This window comes from Sulfuriferula nivalis, from assembly GCF_009937995.1.
GTDB lineage: Bacteria > Pseudomonadota > Gammaproteobacteria > Burkholderiales > Sulfuriferulaceae > Sulfuriferula > Sulfuriferula nivalis.
The window spans coordinates 995,284-1,020,523 of sequence record NZ_AP021881.1; the positions used below are offsets into that span (position 1 = coordinate 995,284).

Annotated in this window: 23 protein-coding genes and 1 tRNA gene; 16 read left to right on the forward strand and 8 right to left on the reverse strand. The window is 46.1% G+C overall.

From position 1 onward, the window contains the following. Positions 1 to 131 precede the first annotated feature (131 nt). Positions 132 to 566, forward strand: a complete 435-nt coding sequence (locus SFSGTM_RS05195) for an OsmC family protein (RefSeq protein ID WP_162084256.1) — start codon at positions 132 to 134, stop codon at positions 564 to 566. A gap of 23 nt (positions 567 to 589) precedes the next feature. Here the strand turns inward: SFSGTM_RS05195 and SFSGTM_RS05200 are convergent. Continuing rightward, positions 590 to 679: transfer RNA gene (locus SFSGTM_RS05200), tRNA-Ser, on the reverse strand. A gap of 91 nt (positions 680 to 770) precedes the next feature. Between SFSGTM_RS05200 and mltF the strand changes: the two genes are divergently transcribed. The 5 genes from mltF to msrB all read left to right on the forward strand — a co-directional run bounded on the left by mltF (position 771) and on the right by msrB (position 6,103). Then, positions 771 to 2,156, forward strand: a complete 1,386-nt coding sequence (mltF, locus tag SFSGTM_RS05205) for a membrane-bound lytic murein transglycosylase MltF (RefSeq protein ID WP_162084257.1) — start codon at positions 771 to 773, stop codon at positions 2,154 to 2,156. A gap of 33 nt (positions 2,157 to 2,189) precedes the next feature. Next, a complete protein-coding gene (locus SFSGTM_RS05210) occupies positions 2,190 to 3,977 on the forward strand; it encodes an ABCB family ABC transporter ATP-binding protein/permease (protein WP_162084258.1) in 1,788 nt (595 codons plus the stop codon). A 12-nt stretch (positions 3,978 to 3,989) separates the two neighbouring features. Beyond that, the gene (locus SFSGTM_RS05215) at positions 3,990 to 4,877 is read left to right on the forward strand and encodes a D-hexose-6-phosphate mutarotase (protein ID WP_162084259.1); all 888 of its coding nucleotides are present in this window, start codon (positions 3,990 to 3,992) and stop codon (positions 4,875 to 4,877) included. Positions 4,878 to 4,978: 101 nt separating this feature from the next. Further along, complete coding sequence (locus SFSGTM_RS16985; protein ID WP_174237397.1) at positions 4,979 to 5,149, forward strand: hypothetical protein; 171 nt, start codon at positions 4,979 to 4,981, stop codon at positions 5,147 to 5,149. A 465-nt stretch (positions 5,150 to 5,614) separates the two neighbouring features. After that, the gene (gene msrB / locus SFSGTM_RS05220; RefSeq protein WP_162084260.1) at positions 5,615 to 6,103 is read left to right on the forward strand and encodes a peptide-methionine (R)-S-oxide reductase MsrB; all 489 of its coding nucleotides are present in this window, start codon (positions 5,615 to 5,617) and stop codon (positions 6,101 to 6,103) included. 214 nt (positions 6,104 to 6,317) lie between these two features. On the opposite strand, the gene SFSGTM_RS05225 is transcribed toward msrB, so the two are convergent. The 4 genes from SFSGTM_RS05225 to SFSGTM_RS05240 all read right to left on the reverse strand — a co-directional run bounded on the left by SFSGTM_RS05225 (position 6,318) and on the right by SFSGTM_RS05240 (position 8,644). Then, complete coding sequence (locus SFSGTM_RS05225) at positions 6,318 to 7,097, reverse strand: fatty acid desaturase (RefSeq protein ID WP_162084261.1); 780 nt, start codon at positions 7,095 to 7,097, stop codon at positions 6,318 to 6,320. Between the two features lie 77 nt (positions 7,098 to 7,174). Next, on the reverse strand, positions 7,175 to 7,537 hold the full coding sequence (locus SFSGTM_RS05230; protein WP_232526049.1) for a type II toxin-antitoxin system PemK/MazF family toxin: 363 nt from the start codon (positions 7,535 to 7,537) through the stop codon (positions 7,175 to 7,177). Positions 7,538 to 7,545: 8 nt separating this feature from the next. Beyond that, entirely contained in the window at positions 7,546 to 7,800 is a 255-nt protein-coding gene (locus tag SFSGTM_RS05235) for an AbrB/MazE/SpoVT family DNA-binding domain-containing protein (RefSeq protein WP_162084263.1), read from the reverse strand. Between the two features lie 82 nt (positions 7,801 to 7,882). After that, positions 7,883 to 8,644 carry an IclR family transcriptional regulator gene (locus tag SFSGTM_RS05240; RefSeq protein WP_162084264.1) on the reverse strand — a complete coding sequence of 254 codons (762 nt, stop codon included), beginning with the start codon at positions 8,642 to 8,644 and terminating at the stop codon, positions 7,883 to 7,885. 110 nt (positions 8,645 to 8,754) lie between these two features. Here SFSGTM_RS05240 and SFSGTM_RS05245 point away from each other — a divergent pair, with 110 nt between their 5' ends. From SFSGTM_RS05245 to glcF, 5 genes are read left to right on the forward strand one after another with little or no spacing between them, the layout of a single operon-like run. Further along, a complete protein-coding gene (locus SFSGTM_RS05245; protein ID WP_162084265.1) occupies positions 8,755 to 10,947 on the forward strand; it encodes a phosphoketolase family protein in 2,193 nt (730 codons plus the stop codon). Between the two features lie 7 nt (positions 10,948 to 10,954). Continuing rightward, on the forward strand, positions 10,955 to 12,283 hold the full coding sequence (locus SFSGTM_RS05250) for a four-carbon acid sugar kinase family protein (protein ID WP_162084266.1): 1,329 nt from the start codon (positions 10,955 to 10,957) through the stop codon (positions 12,281 to 12,283). Continuing rightward, positions 12,283 to 13,773, forward strand: a complete 1,491-nt coding sequence (locus SFSGTM_RS05255) for an FAD-linked oxidase C-terminal domain-containing protein (RefSeq protein WP_162084267.1) — start codon at positions 12,283 to 12,285, stop codon at positions 13,771 to 13,773. Before SFSGTM_RS05250 ends, SFSGTM_RS05255 begins: the two co-directional genes overlap by 1 nt. Continuing rightward, positions 13,773 to 14,846 (forward strand): glycolate oxidase subunit GlcE, encoded by a 1,074-nt coding sequence (gene glcE, locus SFSGTM_RS05260; RefSeq protein ID WP_162084268.1) that lies wholly within the window; start codon positions 13,773 to 13,775, stop codon positions 14,844 to 14,846. The genes SFSGTM_RS05255 and glcE overlap by 1 nt, the downstream gene beginning before the upstream one ends. Before the next feature lies 1 nt (position 14,847). Beyond that, a complete protein-coding gene (glcF, locus tag SFSGTM_RS05265) occupies positions 14,848 to 16,062 on the forward strand; it encodes a glycolate oxidase subunit GlcF (protein WP_162084269.1) in 1,215 nt (404 codons plus the stop codon). Positions 16,063 to 16,381: 319 nt separating this feature from the next. On the opposite strand, the gene SFSGTM_RS05270 is transcribed toward glcF, so the two are convergent. Further along, the gene (locus SFSGTM_RS05270) at positions 16,382 to 16,777 is read right to left on the reverse strand and encodes a hypothetical protein (RefSeq protein ID WP_162084270.1); all 396 of its coding nucleotides are present in this window, start codon (positions 16,775 to 16,777) and stop codon (positions 16,382 to 16,384) included. A gap of 792 nt (positions 16,778 to 17,569) precedes the next feature. Here SFSGTM_RS05270 and SFSGTM_RS05275 point away from each other — a divergent pair. From SFSGTM_RS05275 to SFSGTM_RS05295, 5 genes are read left to right on the forward strand one after another with little or no spacing between them, the layout of a single operon-like run. Then, on the forward strand, positions 17,570 to 18,451 hold the full coding sequence (locus SFSGTM_RS05275) for a helix-turn-helix transcriptional regulator (protein ID WP_162084271.1): 882 nt from the start codon (positions 17,570 to 17,572) through the stop codon (positions 18,449 to 18,451). 28 nt (positions 18,452 to 18,479) lie between these two features. Beyond that, a complete protein-coding gene (locus SFSGTM_RS05280; protein ID WP_162084272.1) occupies positions 18,480 to 20,036 on the forward strand; it encodes a hypothetical protein in 1,557 nt (518 codons plus the stop codon). Between the two features lie 41 nt (positions 20,037 to 20,077). Then, positions 20,078 to 21,334: a pentapeptide repeat-containing protein gene (locus SFSGTM_RS05285; protein ID WP_162084273.1), complete on the forward strand. Its 1,257-nt coding sequence runs from the start codon at positions 20,078 to 20,080 to the stop codon at positions 21,332 to 21,334. Then, positions 21,331 to 21,606 (forward strand): hypothetical protein, encoded by a 276-nt coding sequence (locus SFSGTM_RS05290; RefSeq protein WP_162084274.1) that lies wholly within the window; start codon positions 21,331 to 21,333, stop codon positions 21,604 to 21,606. Before SFSGTM_RS05285 ends, SFSGTM_RS05290 begins: the two co-directional genes overlap by 4 nt. A gap of 14 nt (positions 21,607 to 21,620) precedes the next feature. Beyond that, positions 21,621 to 23,129 (forward strand): AAA family ATPase, encoded by a 1,509-nt coding sequence (locus tag SFSGTM_RS05295; RefSeq protein WP_162084275.1) that lies wholly within the window; start codon positions 21,621 to 21,623, stop codon positions 23,127 to 23,129. 323 nt (positions 23,130 to 23,452) lie between these two features. Here the strand turns inward: SFSGTM_RS05295 and SFSGTM_RS05300 are convergent, their stop codons facing one another. Together SFSGTM_RS05300 and SFSGTM_RS05305 are read right to left on the reverse strand one after the other, a co-directional pair. Next, positions 23,453 to 24,235, reverse strand: a complete 783-nt coding sequence (locus tag SFSGTM_RS05300) for a hypothetical protein (RefSeq protein WP_162084276.1) — start codon at positions 24,233 to 24,235, stop codon at positions 23,453 to 23,455. Positions 24,236 to 24,637: 402 nt separating this feature from the next. Next, positions 24,638 to 25,096, reverse strand: a complete 459-nt coding sequence (locus SFSGTM_RS05305; protein ID WP_162084277.1) for a hypothetical protein — start codon at positions 25,094 to 25,096, stop codon at positions 24,638 to 24,640. Positions 25,097 to 25,240 lie beyond the last annotated feature (144 nt).

Below are 25,240 nucleotides of genomic sequence, written 5' to 3' on the forward strand. Positions count from 1 at the left end.
GGTTGAAGTATATTCGAAAAATTGAATATACGCAAATTCGAATGTAAAATATTTTCATATGATTACGCTGTTTTATTTGTCATTGTGGGTGTAGGGTGAGGGTGTTGAATAGTAAAGGAGGCACTAACCAGATGATGAATTTTCCATACCAGTATCAAGCGAGCGTGACTGCCAATCAAGTGGGCGAAGTGATATTGCATAGTGAAGGATTGGCAGATATTGCATCTGCGGCGCCTAAGGACTTTGGTGGCCCAGGCGATCGCTGGTCACCGGAAACCTTGCTGGTTGCGGCATTGGGTGATTGCTATATTCTGACTTTTCGGGCAGTTGCCACAGCGATGAAAATCAATTGGGTCGCTATTGAATGTAATGTGCAGGGCACGTTGGCGCGGGTGGAAGGTAAAACTCGATTTACGGAATTTGTAATGCATATACAGTTGAAAGTGCCTGCTGAAGCTGATGAGGACAGAACACGCTTGGTGCTGCAAAAAGCTGAAGCGGGGTGTTTTGTTTCTAATTCTTTGTCAGCACAGATCAGATTTGAGTCTGAAATTTTATCTGAGTAGTACGAATAATCGCAGATTTATGATGGCGGAGAGGGAGGGATTTGAACCCTCGATAGACTTGCGTCTATGCCTGATTTCGAGTCAGGTACATTCAACCACTCTGCCACCTCTCCGTTTAGTCAGCCATTGTAGCCGTATATTGCTTAAATATGAAGCCAGTATTGTGGCTGGACAATTCGACTGAACTCAGTAAGACTACTGCCTATGCGAATTTTGCTTACCATTTTATTGTTGATGCTGGCGGCATGTGATATGCCGCATTTGCCTAAACTTCCTCCTGCGCCTATCGCTGCGCCTGCAAAGTCAGGCGAAATTGTTGTGCTTACGCATAATGGACCAACGACTTATTTTGAGGGGGATGACGGGAAATCCAGTGGTTTTGAGTATGATCTGGTGACGCGATTTGCTGAACAGAATGGTTATCGCGTGCGATTCATACAAGGGCAAAATTTGGGTGAAATGTTTGGATTGCTAGCGCAACATCAGGCGCATTTTATTGCTGCTGGCATTAGCGTGCTCGCCTCGCGTAAAGAAGTAATGCAATTTAGTCCACCATATATGAGCGTGACGCAGCAGGTAATTTATAACAAAGATGGTATAAAACCTAAGAACTTTGCTGATCTGGCGAAAATGCGGGTAGAGGTAGTGGCGGGTAGTAGTCATACTGAAACCTTACGCCTCGCAGCCAAGGCTGTGCCTCAGTTGAAATGGACAGCGTTGCCGGCTAAATGGGATGAGGAAGCGTTGAACAGGTTGGCGAGCGGCTTATCTGATGCGGTATTGACGGATTCTAATGAGTTTGATGTGGCACGTAAGTTTTACCCGAATTTGGATGTGGCTTTTGAATTACCTAAAGCGGATCCGCTGGCCTGGGCTTTTCCAAGAACGCCTGATCCTGTGCTGTTTAAGCAGGTGCAGCAATTTATGCAAAAAATCAAACAGGACGGCACGTTAAAGCGATTAATAGATAAATATTATGGTCATGCTGATCGTCTGGAAGAGGCCGATGTTTCTGGGTTTCTGGATAAAATGCATACCACCCTCCCAAAATATCGTAAATTTTTTTATGCAGCACAGGATGCAACAGGTATAGATTGGCGTTTGATCGCGGCAATCGGATATCAGGAATCGCACTGGGATCCTTATGCGACCTCCCCAACAGGTGTGCGGGGTCTGATGATGATGACAACCGCTACGGCGGATTCCATGGGTGTGGACGACCGTCTGGATCCGCAACAAAGTATCATGGGTGGGGCGAAATATCTGGCATTGATGATAGATCAGATGTCACCCAAGCTGATTGAGCCAGATAGAACCTGGATGGCACTGGCCGCGTATAATCAGGGAGAGGGGCATCTGGAAGATGCAAGGGTGCTGGCACAACGGTGTAAACTTAATCCGGTGGCTTGGAGTGATGTGAAAACAACGATGCCCATGTTGTCTAATTCCGAACAGGGTGGTGCCGCCAAACATGGTTTCTGTCGGGGTGGTGAGGGTGTTATTTTTGTGGAAAATATTCGGACTTATTACGATATTTTGCAAAAATTTGAGCGCCCATACAAACCTTTGTTAATGTCTAAAAACGATTGATTTATCAGTCTGTCTTAAATTTATCGAGTAAATATGCGTCATTTTAGTTCTGATGGTGGTCAGCCAGGTTCTGCCGATTGGCGGACTGTGCGTTTGTTGTTGCCGTACTTGTGGGAATACAAGTGGCGGGCGTTTATCGCTATCAGCTTCCTGATTGGTGCGAAGCTGGCAGTCGTGTCCATTCCGATTGTGCTCAAGCACATCGTCGATAATTTGAATCAACCCAAGGCATTGCTGGTGGTGCCGCTGGCCTTGCTATTCGGTTATGGATTGCTGCGGCTGGCAAGTACGGTGTTTTCAGATTTGCGCGATATTGTATTCGCCAAAGTCACGCAGCGCGCTATTCGTCGAGTGGGGCTGGAAGTATTCAAACATTTGCATAATCTATCCTTGCGGTTCCATTTGGAGCGTCAAACTGGCGGGGTGACACGCGATATTGAGCGTGGCGCGCGGGGGATTTCATCGCTCATTCATCTGACCTTGTTTTCGGTGTTGCCGACACTGATAGAAATCAGTCTGGTAGCGGGGATATTGTTCGCCAAGTTTGACTGGATCTATGCAGCGATTACGCTGGTAGTGTTGGTAATTTATATAGTGCTTACCATCAGCATTACTGAGTGGCGCACGCAGTTGCGTCGGCAAATGAATGAAATGGATTCGCAGGCGAATACCAAGGCTATCGACAGCTTGCTCAACTATGAAACGGTGAAGTACTTTGGTAACGAAGAGTTCGAAGCTAAACGTTATGACAGCAGCCTGCAAAACTGGGAAGTGGCAGCGGTCAAGAATCAGACTTCGTTGGGTATGCTCAATGCCGCGCAGGCAGCCATTATCGCCGTTGGTGTGACTATCATGCTTATCCGCGCATCGCGTGGTGTGGTAGCAGGACAGTTAACGGTGGGCGATCTGGTGATGATTAATGCATTCCTCATCCAGATGTTTATCCCGCTGAATTTTCTTGGTGTAATGTACAGGGAAATCAAGCAGTCGCTGACTGATATAGAACGTCTGTTCAAGTTGCTGAATGTGAATCGTGAAGTTGCCGATCAGGCCGATGCGCAGCCGCTACTGGTAAAAGGTGCTGAGGTGCAATTTGATGACGTTAAATTTGGCTATGACAGCAATCGGGGAATATTGCAGGGTGTGAGCTTTACCATAACGGCGGGGCATAATATTGCGGTAGTGGGGACGAGTGGTGCGGGTAAATCAACCTTGTCACGCTTGCTTTATCGCTTTTATGATGTGAATGATGGCGTTATTTATATTGATGGACAGGATATCCGGCAGGTGACTCAGACCAGTCTGCGTGCTGCTATTGGTATCGTACCGCAAGATACAGTGCTGTTTAATGACAGTATTTATTACAACGTCGCTTATGGGCGACCCACGGCCAGCCGTGAAGAAATCGTCGAGGCGGCGCGTGCTGCACATATTTTGCATTTTATTGAATCGTTGCCGAATGGCTGGGAAACGACGGTGGGTGAGCGCGGGCTAAAATTGTCCGGTGGTGAGAAGCAACGGGTAGCCATCGCCCGTACCATACTGAAGAATCCGCGCATCCTGATATTGGACGAGGCGACATCAGCGCTGGATACACAAACGGAAAAGATCATCCAGGCCGAACTCAAGGAAATCGCAAAAAATCGCACTACGCTGACCATTGCCCATCGACTTTCAACCATTGTTGATGCCGACCAGATCCTGGTGATGGAGCAGGGGCGTATCGTCGAGCGTGGAGATCACAGGGAATTACTTGCAGCCAACGGCGTTTATGCCAAGCTCTGGGCGCTGCAACAAGAAGAAGCAAAATCATCTACTTAATGAGGAGTCGAAATGTCAGTTAATGAATTAAACCAAAAATTTGCTATTGCTAATGTCTTGAATTTTGTTGAGGCTGCCGCAGATGTGCCAGTGATAGAAATTAAAACGGCTGATGCCAGCGCACGCATAGCGCTCATCGGCGCACAAGTGCTGGAATGGCAACCTGCTGGCGCCGAGCCAGTGCTGTGGGTGAGTCGTGCGGCTGTATATCAGGTTGGCAAAGGCGTACGCGGCGGCGTTCCGATATGCTGGCCGTGGTTTGGCGCTGGCGAAGCGGGCAAGCCTGCGCATGGCTTCGTGCGCACACGCATGTGGCAAGTGCGCAGCACAACGCAAACTGCAGATGGCGTAGTCGTCACTTTGGGTATTGCTGACAATGCTGAAACGCGTGCAATCTGGGATTATGCTTTTGATCTGGAGATGATAGTCACCGTAGGCAAAACCTTGACTATGGCACTGGTAACCAAAAATACCGGCGATGTGCCATTTACCATCACCGATGCGCTACATACCTATTTCCACATTGGCGATATTGCACAAACTATCGTACAAGGTCTGGATGGCACGAAATACCTCGATAAAGTGCTGGATTTCACCGAACACACTCAGCAAGGTGACGTCATATTTTCAGGCGAAACCGACCGCGTATATGTTGATACCAAGGCTACCTGCGTGATTAACGACACCGCCCAAAGTCGCGGTATACACATCGCCAAATCTGGCAGCGACACTACCGTAGTATGGAATCCGTGGATAGAAAAAGAAAAAGGCTTTGCCGACATGGCCGCGGGTGAATATCAGCAAATGGTGTGTGTGGAAACTTGTAACGCGGCTGATGACAAAATCACTATCGCGCCTAAGCAGATGCATAGCTTGGTAGCTGTGGTGTCGGTTGGTTGATTTGGGGGCTGGGCAATAGCTGGGTTGTTTGGTTAGGCAAATAATATAGCCACCGATTTTGGTGTTTATTAAATGTTAAACCTTGAATTAAGGAGAGTGAAATGCGTGTTATACAAAACAAAAAACGTAGCGGCTACCAGTTTATTATGGGGGGATGCATGTTTTTCGTAGCTGCGTTTGTTGGTAAGCAGGTAGCATTTTATGGTGTAGGTGCTATGTTCCTTGCTATTGGTGCCGCCTATTTACGTAAAGCCAAAGGCTTGCAGCCATAGCTTCCATCCTCAGAGCGTTGGGGTCTTGTTTTACAATTCGCACTACCGAATCTGATTTAATCCCCGCTTGCAGGTCGGGGGTTGCCCGACGGCAAGTTACTTTCTCTTGCTTGCCCAAAAGAAAGTAACCAAAGAGAAGGGCACCCGCTGTGCCAGTCCTGCGGACTTCCCACGTAGCGGCTAGCAAAGCGGGCGGCTGCGGAACTCGCGCATTGCGCTCAGACAATCCTCGCCGACTGCCCCCGCTTTGCTAACCACTAAGTGGTGGCACAGATAGGGATGTGTGGGAGTCTGGTTTTGCATTTTTCATAAATCTAAGGTGCGACTGTCAAATGTAAGATCAGGCCTCATGGTTTCAACGTCAGCATCAACATGTAACCTTTTCACACACCATTCCGAATAACCTGATAAGACGAACGCTGAGTCGTGGTTATTAACTGGTTGCAAATAATTGAGGTGAATGTGATGAATAGACGGCTGTTTCTTAAAATTGGTACTGGTCTGGTCGGTATTGTAGGTGCGCCGGTGATGTTTGCTATATCAAAGGCAAGCGCGGGTGATGTGATAGGTAAGCTGGTTAAAACCAACGCGGAATGGAAGAGGCTGCTCACGCCAGCGCAGTATGATGTGCTCAGGGAGGAAGGCACGGAAGCGCCTTACAGCAGTCCACTCAATGATGAAAAGAGAGTGGGTACCTTTGTTTGCGTTGCCTGTGAGTTACCTCTTTTTACATCCAAATTTAAGTTTGATAGTGGTACCGGTTGGCCTAGTTTCTACGACGCGCTACCGGGTAGTATCGCAACTCAAACTGATTACAAGCTCTTACTGCCGCGCACGGAATATCACTGTGCGCGTTGTGGCGGGCATCATGGGCATGTATTTAAGGACGGGCCTGCCCCAACAGGGCTGCGCTACTGCAATAATGGCGTGGCGTTGAAATTCATTGCAGGCTAGGGTTGATGTCTATACTGACGGCATTATTGCTTTATGTGCGTCTTTGCAGTCGCTTTGTGTTTGGAGGTGGTCCTCGTAGACTACCTGCGCTTTGCTAGTTACTTTGTGTAGCACAGAAGGGGATGGGTTGATTTACCAGTGGACCTCAAGATCGGGTTTTACATTCGGCATAAATTTAATCAAATGAAAATTGGATCCCGAAGTTCCCGAATTGTTACTGCAGTTTAAAAGCATCGTGCTTTTGTGCAACTGTCTTTAGATTCCATACTGCTATATTGGCATTGCCATGATGGATATCGTGGAACAATGTGGCATCAATGGTGTATTTGCCGTAAATAATCTTGGATATCCACTCCAGCCATTTTGGTAATGTCACGCGATACGTGCCATATTCTTTATGTTGGTAATGCAGGTAATGATTAAATATCCAGTCTTGGATTGCGTATGCTGTACGTAATCCTATCCAAAATTGAATGAATTCCCAGCCCGCCAGATAAAAAATACTCCAAAACAGAATGTTTCTGTAGAGCCACCAGCGGTTAAGTTTCCAGCCATTGGCTTTGAGATGATGGTATGCAGCACCTTCGGACACGAATAGGCAACCTAAAAAAGAACGCAGATGCCCGCCTCCTATTCGCCACCATTCTGGATCTTGAGGATTTGCTGTATGTTTGTGGTGGCCAAGATGTTCTGCCCGGTATTCGTCCCAGCCAACGTTGAATGGTGAGAAGGTAATTGGTAACGCTCTTACCCATAGTGGGTGCGGTCCAGGAATGTGGAATAGTTCGTGTGTCGCAATCGCCCATCTGCCCAATGGTGGGCCTATCAACAGCACAATCCAGTACCACGCTAAATCATAATGAACGCTGATTGCCAGTAATAAATAGATCAATGGCGGCATGAGTAGCGCGTAGAGATAAAAGGTCGCTGCGTCTCGTTGCGTGTAGTAATGTTCTTTTATCGCGCTCTGAATATTACGTAAGTTATCTTGCATTGACAGCTATCCTGTTTATTACCAACATAGGCAATTGTTCTAATATTTTTCCGTGTAATAACAACGGGGATGGCTGTTTAAGCCAGTTGAATAATTTGATTTAATACTTCACGCACTTGCTCAAAATACGGTTCGTGCAGTTGTCCTAGAGGGTGTGGTTTTGCGTCACGCATGCGCCAATCAAAAGACTTGGGTTGATGGCAAAGGATGTAGCTAGATTTGTCTGATTTCTTACCTGATGCTTTGCCCGCAGTTACTGCAAATGGATTGCTGGCATTGTATTCTGCTGTTGTCATGGGTAACCCGATTACCACTGATGTTTTGTCATTGAACACGCGTGGAGATAACACTAGAAAAGGATGGATGTCGCGCATTTCCTGGCCTGCTTGCGGGTTGCAGTTTATCCAGATGATGTCTTGTCGATCTGGTACCCAGTTCAATAGTGGCTTTACCAATTTTCAGCGCCTAATGTTTGTGAGGCAACCATCACTTCGCAGCCATGTTCAGCAGGATTAAATAACGCCAATCGCTGTTCTAAAGTTAGGGCAGTTGCTGCTATTGGCCTGATGATGATTTCTCCATTGAGGACGCTGATACGCACACGCTGATGCGCTTTCAAGTGCGATTCACGCGCAATCGCCGCGGGCAGGCGCACGCCCAAGTTATTACCCCATTGCTTAATATCCAATTCTACTTCTGTCATGACTAACTCCATCCATAATGTTTATACCAAAGTATAAACATTGCTATGTTTATGTCAAGGTTTGGAAGGGTGGTTATTGTGCTTACTTAGCTTCTGGGCTGAAATACCCCAATTTTTCTGATATTTGAGTGCCAGCCTGTTGCAGCGCACTGACCCATTCATCCTTGCGGCGCTCGCGGGGAGCGGAGATAGATAAGCCTGCAACTGCCTTGCCGCTGGCGTCGCGTATCAGTACACCGATGCAGCCTACGCCTAATTCTGCTTCTTCATTATCAAATGCATAAGCCTGTGCACGTGCAAGTTCAGCGCTGGTGCACAGATCATTGGCTTCTGTGATGGTGTTGGGGGTGTAGGCAGGGAGTTGTGTGCGTTTAGCGTAACTCAGACAAGCCGCTGCTGCATCTTCTCCCAGCATCAGTTTCCCTACAGCAGTGACGTGTAAAGGTGCACGGCTGCCAATCACCTGTTCTACACGCATCAGTCGGGTAGAGGTGACGCGTTCTATATATACCACTTCATCGTTTTCACGCAGGGTCAGATTGACAGTTTCACCTGTCTGGTCGCGTAATGCGGTCATGATGGGGAGGGCAATTTCACGCAAGTCTAGCTGTTGTTCAGCCTGGTTGGCATAGCGCATCAAGCCGCCACCTAGTTGATATGCTCCATTGCTGTCACGTGTTACCCAGTCGTGATGATGCAATGACGCGAGGATGCGAAAGGCGGTCGAGCTATGTAGGCCGGTCTCGGCAGCAAGCGTTTTCAGGCTGGCGTGTTCGTGCTTTGCCAAACTTTCCAGCAGACTGACCATGCGATCGATTACTTGGATATGGGTTTCATTTGTCATGAGATAATTCTACATCATTTCACATTATGAAATCAATTTTATATTGCGAAATATTTCATAGTTTGATATTGTGGTTACATCTTAAATCGCTGATGTGAAGGAGTAGTAAAATGAACGCACCTGTTTTCTGTGAAGGCATACAACATTTTGGTGAAAAATGGCTGGATTTCGATACACAAGCTGCTAGTCCGGTTATCGCGGCAGGTCAGCATGGTATTGCTGACTCAAGTGATAGTTCAGCGGTTTACCAAACTTTATTAGCGGCTGACGCGTTACGCTATCTGACTCTGCAAGTGACTGGTTCTAAAGGTTCTGGTCATCCAGGTGGTTACGCATCCAGCGCTGAAGCGCACGCGTCACTGATGATGTTAGGTCATACCAATATCGTGACTGAAGTCGGTCACCATGCACCAGGTTTTTATTCTTCCATGTTCCTGGATACTTCTTTAGAAGAAATGGGCATACGTACTGTTGCTGACATGATGGCGCGGTTCCGTGAGAAGCATGGTTTGTTGGGTCACTTGTCAGGCGCTATTCCTGGTCTGCTGGCTCCTGCTGGTCCGCTGGGTCAAGGTCAGCACTTCGCGATGGCGGGTGCTTTGTTGCATCCTGGTAAATTATTCCCTGTGACTATCGGTGACGGTGGTATGGGCGAGCCGTATGTGCTGAATAGCATGATGCACTTCAACACAGCTTATCCTGAAGTGACTAACTTCCTGCCTGTATTGGTATGGAATGGTTATTCGCAAGAACACCACTCCATGGTGTCACGCATGACTAACGATGAAATGGTGGCTTACTGGAAAGGTCATGGTTTCAAAAATGTGGTGTTGGTTGATGCCAAAGAATTTGATGATACTCATCAGGAATTGCCATATGTGGACAGCACCCAGTTCTCACTGGGTCAGCGTCTGGCATTCACCAAGGCGGTATTGCAAGGTGTGGATAAAGCATCACAATCTGCATTAAATGGCACGCTTACTGTATTTATTATTAAGCAATTAAAAGGTGCTGGTGTGCATACGGTAGGTGCGAAATCACATAACCTGTATCCCGCCGATACATTAGATCAGCCACATATTATTGCTGGTCTGCAACGCCGTGCATTGCCACCTGAAGCCTGGCAAATCGTTCGTGACAACTTGTCACGTGCTGGTGGTGGCGCAGCGGTTAAAACCGTAGTGACTGAAACCGAGCTGGATATTGTGGCTATGCCTAAGCTTGCGATGACTGAATTCAAGCAAGGCGACAAAGCCGTACCAGCGACAGCGATGGGAGCACTGGTTGCGCAAATGGGTAAGGCTGATCCACGTTATGTGGTAACCAACGCTGACGGTAACGAAGCATCTGCGATGAAGAACATCAATGATGCGCTGAAAGTGCGTCATCCGACAGTAGATCCATTGTATAACCAGGAGCCGAATGGTCAGGTTTACGAGCCGTTGAATGAAGATGCGTGCGCGGGTCTGGCTGCGGGTCTGGCATTGTTTGGTTCGCGTTCAATTTGGTTGTCATATGAATCATTTGCAATTAACGGCTGGCCAATTATCCAGACCGTAACGCAAGCTATGGCTGAATTGCGTCGTAAAACACCGTCTATCGTTTGTATGTTTACCGCAGGTGCATTGGAACAAGGTCGTAACGGCTGGACACATCAGCGTCCGGAGATCGAAAACTTCTTTGCAGCGATGATGCGCAATGGTAACGTTTTCCCACTGTTCCCATGCGATGCGAATGCGATGCAGGTCGCGTATGAATATGCGACTGACAGTGTGAATAAAGGTATGGTGATTATTGCTTCCAAGAGCCCATTACCTGTTTACATGACGCTGGCTGAATCCAAGCAAGCGATGGTGAATGGCGCGGCAACTATTTACGAAAGTGCTACAGGTGCGGGTGCTACCGTGGTGTTTGCAGTAACCGGTGACATGGTGCTGTTGCCAGTATTCAAGGCCAAAGACCAGCTCGAAGCCCAAGGTTATCGCGTACGTATCGTCGCAGCGGTGAATCCTCGTGCGCTGTATCGTCCAACTGATGTTGCGTGGGATACAGTATCGCAGCCAGACAATGGCTTTATGGATGATGATCATTTTAATGCGCTGTTTGACGGTGATGCGTTAATTGCAGTCAGTGGTGGTCCAAGCGCACCGTTAGAGCCAGTGCTGTTGCGTACACGCGCACCGAAACGTGATACTTTCTGCTGGAAACGTGGTGAAACCACAGCCAGCGCGGATGAAATCATGGCGTTTAATGGTATTACGGCTGAAGCAATGACAGCCCGTGTTAATGCCTTGTTAAAGTGAATTAAATATGACTCAGCTCACCAAAATTATCGTACTTGACGACGACCCTACGGGGTCACAAACGGTGCACGGCTGTCTGCTGTTGACGCGTTGGGATGTTGCGACGCTGGTTGAGGCATTGGCGGATAGCTCACCACTGTTTTTTGTGCTGACCAATACGCGCGGCATGTCTGCTGCGCGTGCTGATGCGGTGACGCGTGAAGTGTGCGTGAATCTGAAATCGGCACTGGCACAGACCGCAGCGGCAGGACAATCTATCAATCCGATATTGGTGAGTCGTTCGGATTCAACATTGCGTGGTCACTATCCGGTGGAAACCGATGTGATTGCGGAATTGCTGGGGCCATTTGATGCACATTTTCTGACACCAGCATTTTTTGAAGGTGGGCGTATCACCCGCGACAGCATACATTACCTGCTGGTCGATGGCGTGCATGTACCTGTTCATGAAACCGAGTTTGCTCGGGATTCAGTGTTTGGCTATAAGCACAGTTATTTGCCAGATTATGTGGCTGAGAAAACACAGCAACGGATTGCCGCCCATCAGGTTGAGCGCTTTACACTGGCAGATGTGCGTGCTGATATCACGCCAAGATTACTGGCGTTGCATGATAACGTTTGCTGCGTTGTGGATGCTGAACAGCAGAGCGATATGGATCAGTTTGCGGCGCAGATACAGACAGCGGCAGCAGCGGGCAAGCGCTTTTTGTTCCGCAGTGCGGCAAGTTTGCTGACCTCGCTCGCCAAGCTCGGCAAGCAACCTGTTGCCCCTGAGCAAATGGCACATTATGTGCGCGGTGGGCGTGCGGGTGCGGTGATAGTGGGTTCGCATGTTAAAAAAACCACGTCGCAATTGCAGGTGTTATTGCAGCAATCTGGTATCGCAGGGATAGAGATAGATGTACAGCGCATTGCTCAGGAACGTGATGCACTGTTGCAAGAGGTAATCCAGCTTGCGCAGGCTGCTCATGAGCAGAATCTGTCTTCAGTGGTTTACACCAGTCGGGTGGAAATCACCTTCGCTGATCAGGCGACCCGGTTAGCATTTGGTGAGCAGGTATCGGCATTCCTGATGGATGTGGTGCGTAACTTGCCAACGACTATTGGCTTCCTAATCAGTAAAGGTGGGATTACCTCGAATGACGTGTTGAGTGATGGGCTGGCACTGCGCACTTCGCGTGTGCTTGGGCAGATTTTGCCTGGTTGTTCAGTCGTGCGTTGCCCACCTGAGCATCCACGTTACCCAGATTTACCCGTGGTGATATTCCCAGGTAATGTGGGCGATGAAAATGCGCTGGCGACAGCCTATCAACGTTTGCGTGGCAAGGTGTCCTGATGCATACAGGCTGCGAACATGAGCATACGGCAACGATAAGCAAGGCTGACTTGGTCAAGCAATTGCTGGCGTTATTGCCCGCTGATTGCGTATTGTTCGAGGCCGAGGATTTGAACCCGTATGAGTGTGACGGCTTGTCGGCTTATCGCCAGTTGCCGTGGGTCACTGTATTACCGAATTCGGTGGAGCAGGTGCAGGCAGTCATGCGCTTGTGTCATCAATATCAGTTGCCAGTTGTGGCTCGCGGTGCTGGAACAGGACTATCGGGTGGGGCATTGCCACATCCTAATGGTGTGTTGCTGAGTCTGGCAAAACTCAAGTCTATATTGTCTGTAGATACACTGGGACGGACTGCGCGGGTACAACCTGGCGTGCGTAATCTGGCTATTTCACAGGCTGTCGCCGCACACGGTTTATATTACGCGCCAGATCCCTCATCGCAAATTGCCTGCACCATAGGCGGGAATGTGGCGGAGAATTCAGGCGGCGTACATTGTCTGAAATATGGTCTGACCATCCATAATATTTTGCAGGTGAAGCTGGTAGACGTGACCGGCGAATTGCTGGTGATAGGCAGTGAAGCCTTTGACAGCGCAGGTTATGATTTGCTGGCGCTGATAACCGGGTCGGAAGGTATGCTCGGCGTGATCGTTGAAGTGACCGTTCGGCTATTGCCTATGCCTGAGCAGGCGCAAGTGGTGCTGGCAGCGTTTAACGATGTGGAAAAAGCGGCAGCGGCGGTGGGCGATATCATTGCCGCAGGCATTATTCCAGCAGGTCTGGAAATGATGGATAAGCTGGCGATTAATGCCGCTGAAGATTATGCCCATGCGGGTTATCCGCGTGATGCAGAAGCTATTTTACTGTGCGAACTGGATGGTATGCGTGCCGATGTGGTTGATCAAATCACTCGTGTGCAGCTAATCCTGTCGCAAGGTGGTGCGACAGAAGTGCGATTGGCTGCAGACGATACCGCTCGTGCATTGTTGTGGAAAGGGCGGAAAGCTGCTTTTCCAGCTGTGGGGCGTTTATCGCCTGATTATTACTGCATGGATGGCACTATACCACGCCGCCATTTGCCGTTGGTGTTGCGGCGTATAGCGGAATTGTCACAGCAGTATGGATTAGCGGTGGCCAACGTGTTTCATGCGGGTGACGGTAATCTGCATCCGCTGATTTTGTATGATGCAAACAAACCCGGTGAGCTGGAGCAAGTAGAAGCCTTTGGTGGCAAGATCCTGGAGTTCTGTGTTGAAGTGGGCGGCAGTATCACTGGCGAACACGGTGTCGGTATGGAAAAAATCAATCAGATGTGCGTGCAGTTTGATGCGTTGGCACTGACGCAGTTTCACGCAATCAAACATGCATTTGACCCACAGGGCTTGCTCAATCCTGGTAAAGCTGTGCCGACTTTGCACCGCTGTGCTGAGTTTGGTGCGATGCACATACATCACGGCAAAACGCCATTCCCCGAATTGGAGCGGTTCTGATGGCACCAAACGAACAGGATATTTCAGCCGTTTTGCAGGAACAAGTGGAGCTAGCTTATGCTGCTAAAACCCCACTGAATATCTGTGCGGGTAATAGCAAAGCATTTTATGGGCGTGCTGCAACCGGGCAAACACTCGATGTGTCAGCGCATGCCGGCATAGTAAGTTATGAGCCGACTGAACTGGTGCTGACCGCACGCGCAGGTACGCCATTGCGCGATATTGAATCAGCACTGGCAGTGCACGGACAAATGCTGGCGTTTGAACCACCGCACTGGGGTGCGAGTGCGACCATAGGCGGCACGATAGCGTGTAATTTGTCTGGCCCGCGCCGTGTATATACAGGCTCTGGCAGAGATTTTTTGCTCGGTTGCCACATGATAAATGGCAAGGGTGAGCTGCTGCATTTCGGCGGTGAAGTGATGAAAAACGTGGCGGGCTACGATGTTGCGCGCTTAATGGCTGGCGCAATGGGGACATTGGGCGTGCTGCTTGATGTAAGCCTGAAAGTCTTGCCCCTGCCTCAGCATAAATTGACTTTAGTACGTTCTGGACTGAGTGCTACCAAGGCATTGAGTCTGATGAATCAGCTTGCGGGTCAGTCACTGCCGCTGTCGGCTTCAGCATGGGTAGATGGTGATTTGTATCTGCGCTTTTCGGGTGCTGAAAGTACTATCGAAGCAGTGCAGCACAGCCAGCAAGGTGAGGTGTTGCTTGATGACGAGAATTTCTGGATATCTATTCGTGAGTTGCAGCATCCGTATTTTGCCAGTTGTCAGCCGTTATGGCGTATAGCTTTGCCGCAAGTGGCTGCGCAGCCTGAGCTGACGGGTGACTGGTTAGTTGAGTGGGGTGGTGCGCAACGCTGGTTGCGCAGTGATGCGCCGGCAGAGGATATTCGTGCAAAAGTATCTGAATTGGGTGGTCACGCAACGTTGTTTCATGGTGGCGACAGATCTGGTGCAGTTTTCCAGCCGTTATCAGCAGGTGTGTGGCAGTTGCATCAACGCTTGAAGCAGGCATTCGATCCAGCCGGGATATTGAACCCAGGCCGTATGTACGAGAACCTATAACATGCAAACTAATCTGGCTGAACAATTCAAAAACACACCGCTAGGGCAGGAAGCTGATGCGATTTTGCGTAGCTGCGTGCATTGCGGATTCTGTACCGCGACCTGTCCAACCTATCAAATCCAGAGCGATGAACTGGATGGTCCGCGTGGTCGCATCTATTTGATCAAGCAGGTGTTGGAAGGCCAGCCTGCGACTGCCAAGACGCAGCTGCATCTGGATCGTTGTTTAACTTGCCGTTCCTGCGAATCGACTTGCCCATCTGGCGTGCAGTACGGGCATCTGGTTGATATCGGTCGTGCGGTGGTTGAGCAGCAAGTAGGCCGTACCTGGCGTGAAAAATTGTTGCGTGGCACGTTGCGTGCAGTGATCCCATATCGTCAGCGCTTCGGTGCTTTACTCAAGCTAGGTCGTTTGGTCAGTCCGTTACTCCCAGCGGCATTGCAACGCAAGATGCCTGCTGCACAAAATGCCGGACAGTGGCCAGCGCCACGTCATGAACGGAAAATGCTGGTGTTGCAAGGCTGCGCGCAGCCTGCAGCTACGCCGCTTACCAATGCAGCTGCCGCTCGTGTGCTGGATAAGCTGGGCGTGAGTCTGCTGGAAATCAGCACAGCAGGTTGCTGTGGTGCGTTAAGCCATCATCTGAATGCAGAGCAGGAAGCACTTGATTTTGCACGGCGTAATATCGATGCCTGGTGGCCACATATCGTGGCGGGAGCCGAAACCTTGGTGATGACTGCCAGCGGTTGTGGCGTCATGGTCAAAGATTATGGACACTTGTTACGTAATGATCCTGACTATGCCGAAAAAGCCCAGCGCGTATCAGCAATGACGCGTGATCTGGTAGAAGTGCTGCTGCAAGAAGATTTGTCGTCACTACAACCGTATCAGCATGAGCCAATTGCGGTGCATGCACCGTGCACGTTGCAACATGGTCAGAAACTGCCGGGTAGTCTGGAACAGCTGATGCGTCGCGCTGGTTTTATTTTGACCAGCGTACCTGATGCGCATTTGTGTTGTGGCTCTGCAGGGACTTATTCGATTTTGCAGCCCACACTGTCACAGCAACTCTTGCAACAAAAACTAACCGCTTTGAACAGTGGACAACCATCCTTAATTGTCACTGCCAATGTGGGGTGTCAGCTCCATCTGGCAAGTCAGTCAGCTATTCCTGTGCAGCATTGGATTACATTGTTTGATGTGGCTGGCAATTAGTTCGTCTAACTCTTTTCCTAATGCCTCACCTGCTGGTAACCTATAAATTTGATTTTATAGGTTATGATATCTGGTGCCCTCGACACGAATCGAACGTGTGACCCTCCCCTTAGGAGGGGGAAACGATATTATAAAAACATATATTATTCAATATGTTATATTGTAATTCCCTTTTTTTCCCTGAAATGGGACAAATTGGGACAATTTGAGTGGGTTTCCCCCACCTAGGTGCAAATAAGCACATTTAAAAAAGGGGGTTACCCTAGCGTCGCAACACCCACCAGTACATTCCAGAATTAGTGACTTCGCTTAAAGTACATTAATTACTTTTAGTCCTCTTGAACGATGAATTAGCAGGTTCAGTGAAGAGTTTATAAAGAGCGAAAACTTGCATCGCTGTTGTTATAACACCTGCAAATTCTTCTACTTTAGTGAGTTGGGGAGCAACGCCACCCAGCATTACAAGAATGCTTAGCGCTGTAATTACAGCAAGCATATAACGGGCGGCATTACTGCCTTGGCTAATTTTGTATGGAAAAATGCAGATAATGCCGTAAAGCACAATGTTTGACATGAAATGGTCAGCTGATACATTGCCAGCTACTTTGTCAGCTAGTGCTAATAACGCACCAAGTCCAATACTTGCCCAGATGAGATTAACTGGCGAGGTAATAAGTTTAGATTGTTCTTTGAATGCTTCTGTTTGTAAATCCATACTATCCCCTGATGTAATTTACTAATTATTTTTGCTGATTTTCAACAATTTAGCACAAGTTCCTTTCTGGCTAATTACATTTCTACGAATTTCTCAAATTGAGAGTGTAGTAAGTTATCTATAAGTCAGCCATCCGCACATGCATCAATATTGTTGATGCTCACCGAATAATGAGCATTTAAACACAATGATGCTCGTTGTACATTGATCGGATAAAATCAGCACCCTGCTCGAAGATATGTGCAAAAATTAAAATAATCGCCATGGACATACGATGTTAAATTGCATTCCAAATTGAGCTACTTTGTCTGAATGTTTGCATTAAATATTGACCCGACTCAAGAAATGCAACCTGTCGTGCTACATGACCAATTATCAAATTTGGTGGGTCAGACTAAAATACAAAGGATAGGTCAATCCGCGGCGCAATTTAACAATCGATCCCTCATTACAACAATGGCTCCATTTATATAGTGTTATTTTAGAATGTTAATGCCTGATCTACCCTAAGCGGAAGCTAAGGCTGAGCAACTTGATTGTTTTCTCGTCGGCCAAAATGGACATCAACGATACTTGAAAAACATAGAGGAAAATGGCCGCTTTGACCGGTTGCGGCACCCTGCACTAATGACCGCTCCACCTTCAATACCAGTCATACCATGGGGCTATCTGTGCAACAGACTTGAATGTCGGTTTCTTAAAAATATATACAATAAAAATATATGTCTACTTAGTTGACATATATAATGTTAAGTGTAAACTGGACATATCAACTCATGAAGGTTTTATGTTATGAACAATGTCACTGACAAAGCAACGACGGTCCAGATGAAATGGGATGTACGCCAACGCCTCATATTATTAGAAACCACCCTGCTCATGGTGGGATGGGTTCGTATTACATCCCTTATGGAAATGTTCAGTATTAGTCGTGCGCAGGCATCCAAAGATTTTCAGGGATATCAGTTATTGCGTCCAAACAACTTACGATATAACAAATCAGCAAAATACTATGAAATAAGTGATGGGTTTATGCCGCTGTTACTAACAGGCAAAACATCAGAATTGCTAAGCATCTTTCACACTCCACATACACCTAACCCTCCTGTACTTTCACTAACGGCTTATCAACCACACGCGAGTGCAATTAACCCATTGGATCGCGAAATTGATCTAACTATTTTTAGATTGATAAGTAATGCGGCATACAACCACCGTAAAGTTAAGATTTTGTATCAGTCACTTACTCAAGCTGACTCGCAAGAACGCATAATATCCCCACATACTTTGGTATATAGCGGATATCGTTGGCATATTCGTGCTTATAGTGAACATCATCAAGCATACCGAGATTTTGTGTTAGCTCGTATTAAGAACGTGCCTACGTTAATAGATGAGGTCGGTATCGATGATACAAATGATACCGAGTGGCATACACAGGTGCCCATTGTCATCGGCCCGCATCCAAATTTATCAGATAATCACAAGACAGTTATAGTTGATGATTATGGTATGTGTGACGATCAGATCACAGTTCAAATGAGGGGTGCTTTGGTTGGGTACTTCTTAAAATTAATGCACTTAGAGCCTAGTAGAGAACACCCAGACGCTAAGGTGCAGCAAATTGTTGTTTTAAATAAAGACGTTGTTAAGCATTGGGTATGGGGTGAGTAGGTTTTATTAAAATCAGAAAGGAAGTGTCATGGGACAAATGCATGAGAGAGAACTAGCTGTGCTAACTGAAGAAGAGTATCAGCAAGAACAAGCGGATAAGCTTAATGACGAGCTTAATCAAGATCAACAGATAGAAAAAACAGGCAGCTTAATTATTGATTTCGTATCTTCTTACGAAAAGCATAAAACTACCATGGCGCTAGATTTATGGCTAGTAACTGAATTTAAGCAACACAAAGACATTTGGAGTGATGACGCTGAAATCGAGGAAACCGCTAAAGAAATTATTGCAACAGTCAAAAGTAACAATGAATCCAAATCTTCGCTGTACGAACACCTAGACTATGGCAAAAGCCAGGCAAGTTGGGTGGCGAGTCATATTGAGCAAGGTGCAAAAGCAGCGGGTGTTGTTAATGTTGGGCGATATGCAGGACAAATAGAAGCGACAATAGGACAAGCCAATACTGATATGGCCCGCACTATATTTACTAAAGATGCAAATATCAGCCAGGCACTTAATCTAGACGGTTTTATTGCTGAACAACACCATGTTGATACATTTAATTTAGAAGCCGCCGCGCAAGGCAGTTCTTACCGTGCTAAAGCCTTGGTGCCTGATGGCACAGCCTATGGCAAAAACTCTATGGACATAGGTATCTATGACGAGAAAGGGCAATTGGTTAAACGTTATCAAGCAAAATATGGGCAACATGCCGATGCGACACAAGATTTATGGGAAAAAGGCGATTATCGTGGTCAGCGCAAATTAGTGCCTGCTGATCAGGTTAATGATATCAATGGTGCAACCGACAAGATAGAGCATGACGGCGTGCAATCCAAGCCTTTAACCAAGGCTGAAGCCAAAGAGTTACAGGACAAGGCGCAGCGACATGAGGAAAGTAAAACCTACGAATGGAATGATGTTTCACGCACGGAGATCGCCAAGCAAATTGGTAAGCAAGCGCTCGTAGGCGCGGCACTCACAGCGGGGTTTCATGGCGTTCGTGTATTCGGACGGCGTATATGGAACGACTTACTGGGCAAGAAGAACCCACCACTCAGTGCCGATTTACAAGATTTTTTTCAGAGTTCGGTTAAAAGTGCCGCGCATGTTGGCGTACAGGTTGCTGTTTCGGGTGCGATTGTTGTTTCTGCAAAGAATGGGTGGCTAGGGGCTGTGTTAAAGAACTCACCCGCTGGTCGCCTTGCGTCTATGGCATATCTGGGTATGGAAAATGCAAAAGTCTTATTCAAATTTGCAAAAGGTGAAATGACAGGGGAAGAAGCTGCTGATGCAATGGGAAAAACCACTACCAGCCTGGCAATCAGCATGGCTAGTGCCGCTCAAGGCGCGATGCTTGGCGCAGCATATGGCACGGTATTTGGTCCAGCAGGAACGATTGTTGGTGGCATTGTTGGTGGTATAGCGGCAGGCATGGCTGGCAGCAAAATAGGTGAAGCGGTTTATGAAGGCGGTAAAAACATCGTCAAAACAGCCGTGAAAGCGATTGGTAGCACTGTTTCGGCGGTGTATGAAGGCGTGAAAAACGTGAGCAGGGCAATTAATCCAATGAATTGGTTGTGACCAATGGTTGATATATCAATTTTTAAGTTAGAGGAAAAATTATGAAAATGATTAAATTTGACCTTCAAATGAAGGGCGTAAAAATAACCAGTGTTGAAGAATTGCAAGATAACTTCAGTGCCGATATTTTGCCTATTTTTCAATCAGGGCGATTAGCTAAATGGTTCAAATCGCGGGATATGCTAGATCAGGCACTTGCCATCGAAGCCATAGCCAAAGACAGTAGTGAATTACAACAACTCGGCAATATTTGTCGTGCACTGGATCTGGATGATGATGAAGAAGTATTGCGGTTTTTGTTGGATGATAGAGCCGCTCCTCAAATCACACCTGTTACACCGACAGTTGAAGTTGAAGAAGATACGATAATCATTACAAAGTCAGGGATAGATTGGAGCGGTCAGGATATGAGTGGTCGTCGTTTTATTGGTGAGGATTTGCGACATGCTAATTTAGCAGGTGCTAATTTAGCAGGTGCCGACTTGTCAGGAGCAAATCTGAGCCATTCTAATTTGAAGGGTGCTAATTTAACTGGAACTATAGTGAGTCAGGCAGACTTTACGTCTGCTAATTTGTCAAATGCGACTTTGAACTCTTTAAAAGCAGAAGCTGGAGTTTGCTTTATCCAAGCCAATCTTGAAAAAGCAATATTTAACGATGCCATTCTGCATGGTGCGGATTTTACTGAATCTTGCTTAAATGAGGTCAATTTTACAGGAACTCAATTTACTAACGTGAATTTTACACAAGCCAATTTGAATGCATCTGTTTTGAAAGCAGCGCATTTTTCAGGGATGATTAACTTGTTTAGAGCGGATTTATCATTTGCTGACTTAACTAATGTCGTGCTGCCATATGATGCTAACTTGGCTGAAATGAAGCTAACTGGTTCAATTGGATACATAGAAAACTATTTTCTTGGTTTAGACGTGCTAGACACTGAGGATGCCGAGGAAGTGAAAACAGCATTGATGGAAGCCACGGAAATGGCAGTAAAAGTCAATTTAGCAGAGCAAAATGTAAATGAACTTGAAAAAAAATTAGCCAATTATGTAGAGTATATGAAAGGGCGCGATATCTTCGACGGCGAGTCGGGTGAAAGTCTCAAAGAGATCGCCATAAATAAAATGACTACGGCTCTAAGACAGGCAAAAATTGAAAGAGAGGGGATAAGAGCGAATGCAGCCAGATTAATGGAGAAAGCTAAATTTATGTTTTCAAACATTAAAGAACCCATGCTCCAGGAAGAAGAGCCGCTTTCGAAGCGAATGCTTCGCTCATGGTATGTTAAATTATGATAAATAAAAATAGTTATTTTGACCGTATAGACGTTGTGTCGCCTGCTGGAATAGCAGTTTTAAAACTTTATGATGAGTTAACTGATACAAACTATATAGTGGAAAAACTTGATACATTGTCTTATGGCGGTGGGGATTTTGAAAAATGGAGTGTATTCATTACTTCAAACTCAAATACCAGATATGAATATCGTAAACGATTTGATACAAAAACAGCAACAGAGGAATATGTTAATGAAGTAAAAAATATGTTGAAAAATATTGAGGCATAAAAAGGGGCAATGAAATGACGACATCAGCATCAATACAAATAATCAATCATATCCGTAGTTATGTCGAATCCCGTTATCCCATGCTTTATTTGGTGACATCTGAAGATGCTGTGGCTGACGACATCATCTGCGCACTGACTGAAGGTCGAAAAATCACCGAATGGAATATGGCACTGGGTTTGGTTAACTTCGCGACTAAGCAACCCTATATGGAGGATGAATATAAAGATTTATCTGCCGCTTTATTGTGGATGCTGGAACAAGATTTTGAACAGCAGATTATAGTGATTCGGGATGTGCATTTAGGTTTGCGTGATAACGCGATTGCCGTGGCTAGGCTTAAAGCCTTGGTGATGCAAGTGCTAGGACGAGCGCATACGCATATCACTATTTTCTTAGTGGCTACTCAGGTTTATATTCCTGTTGAGTTGGAGAAATTTACCACATTATTCGATTTGCCATTGCCTGACGAAATAAGCATTCGTGGCTTAATTGAAGATGAGGCACTCATGCTTGATGTGTGTATTGACGAGGAAACGATTAGTCAATTGGCCACGTCATTCCAAGGGCTTACACATTACGAGATTAAGCAATTGCTCAAGCGTAGTTATCAAACTGAGGGGGAGATTGGTCGTCAGCATATAGAGCTAATTCATGATGAAAAAGCGCAGATTATCCAAAAAAATGGTGCGCTGGAATTGATTAAGACTAAAGAAAGTCTGGCGAGTATCGGTGGTTTGAAGAATCTTAAAACCTGGCTAAGACAAAAAGAAAAGATATTAGCGAACTGGTCTGATGCACGTAAATTCGGTGTAGAAACACCAAAGGGAATTATGGTTGTGGGTATGCCTGGTTGTGGCAAATCACTCACGGCTAAAGCGACTGCGAGCTTATTTAAGCTACCTTTGCTCAAGCTGGATATGGGTTCCATGATGGGTAAATATGTAGGTGAAAGCGAAGGTAATATGCGCCGCGCGTTAAAAGTGGCGGAAGCGGTTAGCCCATGCGTGCTATGGGTTGATGAAGTCGAAAAGGCATTTGTCGGCATCGGCAGTCAAGGAGCTGGATCAGAAGTAGCGACACGAATGTTTGGTTATTTCTTAACTTGGATGCAGGAAAAAACCAGCCAGGTATTTGTCATCGCCACAGCCAATGACATATCGGCTTTACCACCTGAATTGTTACGTAAAGGCCGTTTTGATGAGATTTTTTATGTAGATTTCCCTAACGAGATTGAGCGTAAAGACATTTTCAGCCTGCATCTTAAAAAACGCGGCAAACTCAATGAACATACCGACCTTGGGCAACTTGCGAAAGATACCATGGATTATTCGGGTGCTGACATCGAATCCGTTGTTAAAGATGCGATCGAAAGCGCATTTGTGGAAGGTAAAGCAGAGTTAGATACCGTGCGTTTGCAAAAAATCATTATCAACACCCAACCATTGGGCGCTGTGATGAAAGACAAGGTAAAAGAATATAAGGATAAATTTGAAAAGATGAAAATCAAAAAAGCCTCGTGAATATGAATGATGCTTGTGGATTTAGTATTAATTTTTGTGCCCTTGAAAAATGTTGCAAGTAAGCAGTGCGCATATCGTGGCCGCTTTGCAAAAATGTCTCAATTTTGAGCCCACGATCAATTATTGTTTATCACCTGATGCGTCTAGTCTCGCTGCGATTCTGGCTGAAATGAATTATTTTAAACAGGAAATTCGCACTATAGAATCGTTGTCCAGCGGGCAACAAGAAGTAGTTATGCGGTGGCTGTGATGATGTAAAAGTCTCAATGCGGCTGGTCAATGTGCATATTTTTGAGTTTTATTGTTTTTCACATGCCTTGTAGCTATTTAAACTTGGTGTTTAGTTGAAGATTGTGCAAATTCTCAGTCAGTCTGGCAATGTCTTGATCAAGGTTAAGTGTCTTTAACCCATCTGGAAAACTAAGCGCAAACAGGCGAATGGCAATCATTCCTGTCTCGACCGTAAATTTCATTGCATTGATTGAAACCAGATTCAGTGGATGAAGAGTAACTATTTTAATGGTGCTTACTCTATCCTTGTCATACTCATCATACTCAAGTGCCATATTTGAATAGAGTGCATCTTTGTTAGGATGCGCTCCAAAATCAATAGCAGTTTGATGAAGATATCTAGCCCAGTTAGCTAGTCCATCATTTATTTCGCTAAGTTTTTTCGTCAATGGTGAAAAGCTAAACTCATAGTTCCACTTTTTTCGTAACTCTTTATCTATTGGCTTGTTGTTCCAGTGAATCGTGGCTTGTTCGTTAATTGATAGGTACCAACCATAGAGAGCAAACTCAACAGTAGCACGTCCAGTCGGATATGCTGGTAAGCAATGCCCAGCCGAAACGGATCGAGCCGAAGCGAGGTATTGATTATTTGCTGATAAAAACAACAATATTGCGGATGGTTCATCTGTTTTAAGAACTTTGTTAATTGCATACGAAGAGCATTTATTGAAAACTGTTGCTACGTCGAGAAGAGCCTTTTGCCATTGGGGTGCGTTAGCAAAGGTTGCCAATTCGTTTTGATAGGCTATAGCTTGGAATTCAGACAAGAGGTCATCCCCCCAGCCTACAGGGTGAACAGTTTGGTTATTTTCCATAAATGAAGTGGTAGTGGCTTAGTATGATTTGTATTATGCAACAGATAGACGCTTTCCTGGGTAGGCCGTTGTTGTGCAGCAGTAATTTCATCAATATCAGCGATGGTTAGTAGTTTGACTATAGACTTGCCTACAAGATGCAATATGTTCAACGTTGTAATATTGGCTGGTCAATTTTAAGTGAGCGTCAAGGGTTGGCAAAATAAGGCAGCATTTCTGCACGTCTGACTTGCTTGCGCACTATAGTTTTGCCATGCTGGACATCATTCGAACTTACTGTATCTGGTGAAGAATTTCCATCTAGGAGCTCTGCGAAACGAATGAAGTTGATTTTATGTCCGATTAACTTTCTGTAAAAATTTCTCTTGAAAATATAGTCTGAGTTATTTTAGGCACATGTATTTACTCACGATTCATTGGTGATTTCCACGTTTTAAATCGTTCTAGAGCATCTAAAGTGCCTAATAACTCTCGAGCCTCCATCAAACGATGCTCAATAGTATGCCGGTTCTTTTCAGATAAATCTTGTGCACGAAGCTCCACGTCCTTAAAAAACTCATCAATTCGTTTAGTATCAGCCCAGGTCTCAATGATGCTAAGGAGCTCATTTTTACTATCTTTAACATTCTTGATTCGTTTTTTCTCATCCTCTTCACGACACCATTTTTGTTGCTGAATTTCCCATTCGTCGTGTCGGATTTTAGCTTGGCGCTCATCCTCTTCTACTAAATTGACGATATTTGAAGCTTCTTGCTCTAGCGCTTTAACAATTGATAAAAACTGACCTGGGAAGTCGCTAGATTTAGACTCTCGCCATTCATGTTTCCAAGATGTACCGGTATAAGGAGAATAGGCTTGCACACATAGACGTCCACTAGGGGTGTCACGCTTAGTTGTCAAAGGTTGAATAAACAGATTTGGCTTTATTTTGCGATTAGGTAACTCATCTACACGAATATATTCACTATTGACGTAATGATACTCAACTTCTTCACTCGTCTCGAA